This is a genomic window from Shewanella sp. ZOR0012 (assembly GCF_000798835.1).
Taxonomy (GTDB): Bacteria; Pseudomonadota; Gammaproteobacteria; order Enterobacterales; family Shewanellaceae; genus Shewanella; species Shewanella xiamenensis.
Genome location: NZ_JTLE01000093.1, coordinates 1 through 249 on the forward strand (window position 1 = coordinate 1; position 249 = coordinate 249).

Genomic DNA, 249 nt, shown 5'->3' on the forward strand with positions numbered 1-249 from the left:
ATAGCCTTTCTTATCAAGGCGGATGGCGCGGCCTGTCCAATCAATCAGTTCGAGATAATCGGCAAAATGAAACGGAATGCCCGCTTGCTCATTTAGGTGAGCTGCGCCATCGAATTGGACCAGAACCTTGTGGGGAATATGAGCTTGATTAGTTGCGGAGTCAGTTTGTGACGTTGAGATGGCTAATGAACGATTGGGTGAATCTAGCGAGTTAATTCGCTCCTGAATCGATGTAAAATCAGAGGATTG

1 pseudogene is annotated in these 249 nt (G+C 46.6%); it reads right to left on the reverse strand.

The features are described from left to right. Window positions 1-249 (reverse strand): annotated as a pseudogene (locus L976_RS01800) (alpha-amylase family glycosyl hydrolase); the annotation flags it as partial.